General features: G+C 47.9%; 6 protein-coding genes. 3 read left to right on the top strand and 3 right to left on the bottom strand.

Annotated features, from left to right (window positions below):
• Positions 1-18: 18 nt before the first annotated feature.
• The 3 genes from tnpA to ACT3XD_RS19225 all read right to left on the bottom strand — a co-directional run bounded on the left by tnpA (position 19) and on the right by ACT3XD_RS19225 (position 2,074).
• On the bottom strand, positions 19-318 hold the full coding sequence (tnpA, locus tag ACT3XD_RS19235; RefSeq protein WP_318782791.1) for an IS200/IS605 family transposase: 300 nt from the start codon (positions 316-318) through the stop codon (positions 19-21).
• A 13-nt stretch (positions 319-331) separates the two neighbouring features.
• Positions 332-994, bottom strand: a complete 663-nt coding sequence (locus ACT3XD_RS19230; protein ID WP_192539862.1) for a hypothetical protein — start codon at positions 992-994, stop codon at positions 332-334.
• A gap of 69 nt (positions 995-1,063) precedes the next feature.
• On the bottom strand, positions 1,064-2,074 hold the full coding sequence (locus tag ACT3XD_RS19225; RefSeq protein WP_192539863.1) for a ParM/StbA family protein: 1,011 nt from the start codon (positions 2,072-2,074) through the stop codon (positions 1,064-1,066).
• A 386-nt stretch (positions 2,075-2,460) separates the two neighbouring features.
• Between ACT3XD_RS19225 and mobI the strand changes: the two genes are divergently transcribed.
• From mobI to ACT3XD_RS19210, 3 genes are all read left to right on the top strand, one after another.
• Positions 2,461-3,024: a conjugative transfer protein MobI(A/C) gene (gene mobI / locus ACT3XD_RS19220; protein ID WP_192539864.1), complete on the top strand. Its 564-nt coding sequence runs from the start codon at positions 2,461-2,463 to the stop codon at positions 3,022-3,024.
• A 507-nt stretch (positions 3,025-3,531) separates the two neighbouring features.
• Positions 3,532-4,053 carry a hypothetical protein gene (locus ACT3XD_RS19215; protein ID WP_192539865.1) on the top strand — a complete coding sequence of 174 codons (522 nt, stop codon included), beginning with the start codon at positions 3,532-3,534 and terminating at the stop codon, positions 4,051-4,053.
• Positions 4,054-4,063: 10 nt separating this feature from the next.
• Complete coding sequence (locus ACT3XD_RS19210; protein ID WP_192539866.1) at positions 4,064-4,510, top strand: hypothetical protein; 447 nt, start codon at positions 4,064-4,066, stop codon at positions 4,508-4,510.
• The last annotated feature ends 72 nt before the right edge of the window (positions 4,511-4,582 follow it).

Raw genomic sequence — 4,582 nt, 5'->3', positions numbered from 1 at the left:
TGGGACGCGAAGCGTCCCCTATTCTGGCCTTGTCTGCTGCTCAATGTATTGCTTGACGACGCTCAGCGGTGCTCCGCCGACACTTCCCGCAAAATAGCTGGGACTCCATAACGCATTTTTCCTGTAGGCCGGTTGTACCAATTCAGGGTGCAGTAGTTTCATTCGTCTACTCGAAACGCCTTTCAGGCTATTTACTAGCCTTGAAATCGCCACCTTGGGCGGGTAGTTCACCAGCAAGTGGACATGATCGGTTTCACCAGGTTTTGTGGCATGGGGATGTCTGGTTTTGTGGCATGTAGTACAGCCGCTACAAAACACGGCTGTCTGGTGACTACATTCTGATTTTGCCGATGGCACTGGATTTTTTAGGCGTGTTATCCCGCTTATTATCTGCTACTGACGGCTCTGTTGAGGCATCCGCCTCCACACTTGTATCTGCTCTTCCTTCTTGGGCTCCCACCTCAACCCCGCCTTCCTCTTTTATGCTTGCCACACCAGGATCAACGGGCTCTTTGACGATAGCATGTGCCTGCGGGTTTTGTGATGGGCGGGTCGACAGCCCTTGATTATCAGCATGGCGAGCCCAGCGTGAAATATCATTGAGTAATGCCCCCGCCGACGCAAGGGCTTTTACCCGACTGGAAACATTACCGTTTGGAATGGCTGCCAGGTCGCGGTACAGCTCGGGATAATTGTAGAAATTGACGGTCAATTTTAGCGGCATGGAAGATTCTGTCTCGTCTCCGTCGCTATCCTCCACGTCCTCACTGACGATACTGCTATAGTGCCTTTCGGCGAGTGAATGCAATCGCTCACTGTCAACGGCAATGCCCCCCATTTCCCGCATCAAACAGCATAGGTTAGCGAGATTGCGCAGACGCTCCGCACGGTATTTATTAGGGACAGACATAAGTTCTCTGTACAGATCACCATCGCGGCGGCGGTACAGCATGATGTTGATGACAAGCGGCTGTGATTGCTGAAAGTCGTGCATCGCGGATTCTCCAATGATTATAAAGCTGGCGGTAATCAGTGCTACCACCAGCTGTAATGCCAATAAACGCTATCGTGCGGCCCAGCCGTGATAGCCCCGAGCGATGGACAGCACTGGATCAGAAGGCTGGATAATCTCGCAATGTGAGAAAATTCGCCGCGCTTCAGGTTCGAAAAATGCCCCACCGCCCCCTGCAACCACAACAGTATCAAGTACCGTATTTCGCATACTACCCGCAATTTCGCTTATAGCAGCCTGAGAGATTTCCAATGCGCTTTGTTGGATGTAAGGTTGGATGTCTATTTTCTGTCCTGCATAGCGTACTATGTGCAAATTTGCGCGTATTAAACTTTCAATTTTTTCAGGCTTGAGGCTCTTACCTGGTGCCGCTCCGTAGTCTGCACTGACCAATTCAGCCACTCTATCAATAATCCGAGACGTTGCTAAAAGGGTTGTACCGGACAACTCAGCATTTAACTCCCCTTCTTCAAACACTACAAAGTCAGTGCTATAAAAGCCAGGGTCAATGATGATAACACTGCCTTCTGTTAACGCCTCTACGGTATCTTGATCGTCGTTACTTTCAGCGTAGTGAATAGCATCTAAAAATGCACCGCCTGGTTGTGGAATGACCTCAACTTCATCCACGGTTACGGTTCTCTTTTTAGCAACTTGATGCTCCCCTGCCATCATCTTTTTAATATCGTTTTTTAATTCTTCGTTCTGCCAATGCGTGACCGGCAACCCCGTCACTAAGCGATCTATCTGGCGATCATTTGTATATAATAACGCAGCATGGAAAAGTGCCTTATACTGCGTCGTTTTAATGTAGTTTTCCGTTATATCGCGTGAGCTACCCAACACTTTACCTGGTGCAATACCAGCGGCATATTCAACGCCATCTACCATAACAATGGTGGTATCAACATCACCGCCGGTAATGCCTTTAATCTGCCGATTGAATTGATCGAGGCGCGACACCCCTACAGGAAAGATGGACTCCTGATGCCCTTCATCGCCGCCTGAGTAAACCAGCTTGGTGTTGCTATAGCCGATATCCAGCCCTACGTTCGTACCCATTCAGACCTCCACGTTTCACTGTTGAACCGCTAAATCGAAGCGCAAGTCACTTCGCTTTAGAGAGTTTATTTTAAACTTTTAGGTTTGTAAAAATCAGTATTGCATCCATTGAGAAATGCTTCAACCCTCTCATTACTTTTTCACTTCCCACCAATATTGGGGGGAAGTGAAGAAATTTAGTAATCTCCCACCAGTAATGGGGGGAAGTGGCAAATTTTGCTCACCTCCCCCCAGTTGGGGGGAGAATTAAAAAAAATTGGCTATTTTTCCTATTTTCTGTTTCACCTTCCACCAGTAAGTAATATCCTGTGGGGAGCGAGGGTTTCCCCCAGGGTAATTTCATGGGGAGCGTCTGTTAGATATTGAGGCTTTGGAGGGCTATCTGGATGTCAGAATATGGTGGTAGCAGCAGTTCAAGTAATTATTCGCTTGACCATTTGCATACGTTGCTTGCTGTGAACGACGAGGCAGAAGCCGAGCGTTCGGGTATTGATTTGGCTGAAGTATCTGCCGCGCTGTCGGATGCAGCCGATGGAATGCTTGAAGAAATTGAGCGGTCGATTTATCTGGCAGCCTTGGACTCACGCACGATGGCTGACTTATTTTGGGAAGAAAAAATGGAGCGTTTTGCAGCAGGTGATCCAGGTAAGCTCGGTATCCGTGTTCGCGTTAATCGAGGAACCTTGGAAGTCGCCTATTTCCGTGATGCGTTTGTTCGAAACTCTGACTCGATGCGCAAAGGTAAAACTTACTACGCTAAACATATTAAACGGTCTGGTAAGCATCATTATAACGCCCGAGACTTTAATGGGGCTGAAAGTTGGGAGCGAGAATTAGTTGCGGCGCACGAAAAAGACCATGCCAAAAATCGAAAAATTTTTTATGAGTTATCAAAAGCGCGAACAGCGTTGAAGGAGGTCAAAAAGGTAATTGAGTCGCATAGAAAGTAGATAGTCTAATAAGTTATTTATTCATGACTCAAACACCTCTGCTGGTGAAATTTCTCTTTTTAAACCATGCCGCCGAATAATTTGATAATATTCGTTAGGCTTATCCTCTTTCACATTCAAGTGGTCTTAATTTCGTGTGCAGGCATACACAGAACACCGTCACAATGCTTTCCTTTTAAAATAAAAATTGCAAAAGCCTGTTTCAAAAAAGCGGCTTTCATAAATCTATAAAGAGCAGAATAGCTTTATATAACTTTTGATTGATTTTAATCCATATTCTACTTTTAAGCACTTATATACTTCAGTGCATAAAAGCTGCAAAAAAGCATTTATAAGCTATTATGCCACATAACAAACTAAAAGGTTTATAGCGTATGTTATGGTTTATTTAAGCCTTGAGGGTGGGCTGAAGCTAATTCACCAGAAATCCGCCCCTCAGCGCCTTGGTCGGTTTTTCGGGATGCGTAGAATCCAAAGGACACCCGACATCGAGACAAGGAGAGCACTGTGCTCACATTAGTAACCGCTGATAAGTCTGAAAACGCATTGTCACGGCTTGAAGAAGAACAGCAGATATTGGCTGACGATATCGCTATGGCATTTTTTAACCTGACGCCCGACATCACTGAGGATGCTGACTGTGGCGACGTTGCGCACGAAGCAGCAGCATTCTTTGCTGACGCCGGTATGCCCAAGGAGCTGTTCTTTGGCGAGCTACATACCAACGAAACGGGCGAAAACGTGATCATCGTGCCGCATTACTGGCTGGAGGTGCCGCTGCAAACAACGCGGATTATCGTCGATCTGACACTGCCTTTCTGGCTGACTGATCCTGTTGCCGACACGACGGATTTCGACATTCCAACCGTGCTCATCAAGCGCCTGAGCGACGAGCGAGGACGAAAATACATGGGTGAGCGCATCGAGTTTCCCGATCTTGTAGGTGAAGCCGATAGCTCGGCTATTGCGTTGTATCCGCAGTGCCGATTTTGCGATGGCCTTGTCCGTCATTACCATCGTCTAAAGTAAGGGTTTCGAGATGGAGACACAGGCTCGACAGAGGCACTTGCTTGCGTTTCTGGATCGGTACGGCGTTGACTCTCCTGCATTGCAGTACGCGACCTCGCTTCTTTTGGACGCCCCGAAACATATCCCTGCTGTGTCCGATTCTCCGTCCATCGAAAGTGTTGCGCTATTTGGCCTGGACGACGACGAATGGGAAGACGCGGTGCGAGCTGCCCGTCTTCAGCGCAAACTGGATCAGCTGTCTTCGCAGTTTCCGCTTACGCTGCTTTCGGATTCGGTTGTCGATGCCGATAGTGGTCGGATACAGCTTTGGGGCCGCCAGGTGCTACGCCCATCGGTGCTAGAAGATCAGCTGGGTATGTCTATCGCCACATCCGATTGGCAGATCGTGATGGATGCTTTGCAACTGCTCCCGTCTTCCTGGTCGATGGTGCTGGAAATTTCTCGGGGGACGGTTTAATTTCGCACCGGCTTGGTCAAGCGCAAAAGTTGGTTAAGCTACTAGGGAAATCAACGTAACGAGGAAAATCTG

Origin of the sequence: Halomonas sp. AOP7-B1-5, assembly GCF_052353045.1 — a bacterium.
In the GTDB taxonomy this organism is placed as follows: domain Bacteria; phylum Pseudomonadota; class Gammaproteobacteria; order Pseudomonadales; family Halomonadaceae; genus Vreelandella; species Vreelandella colorata.
The sequence above is the reverse complement of the archived record's forward strand: the minus strand, read 5'-3'. Positions and strand labels throughout refer to the sequence as shown.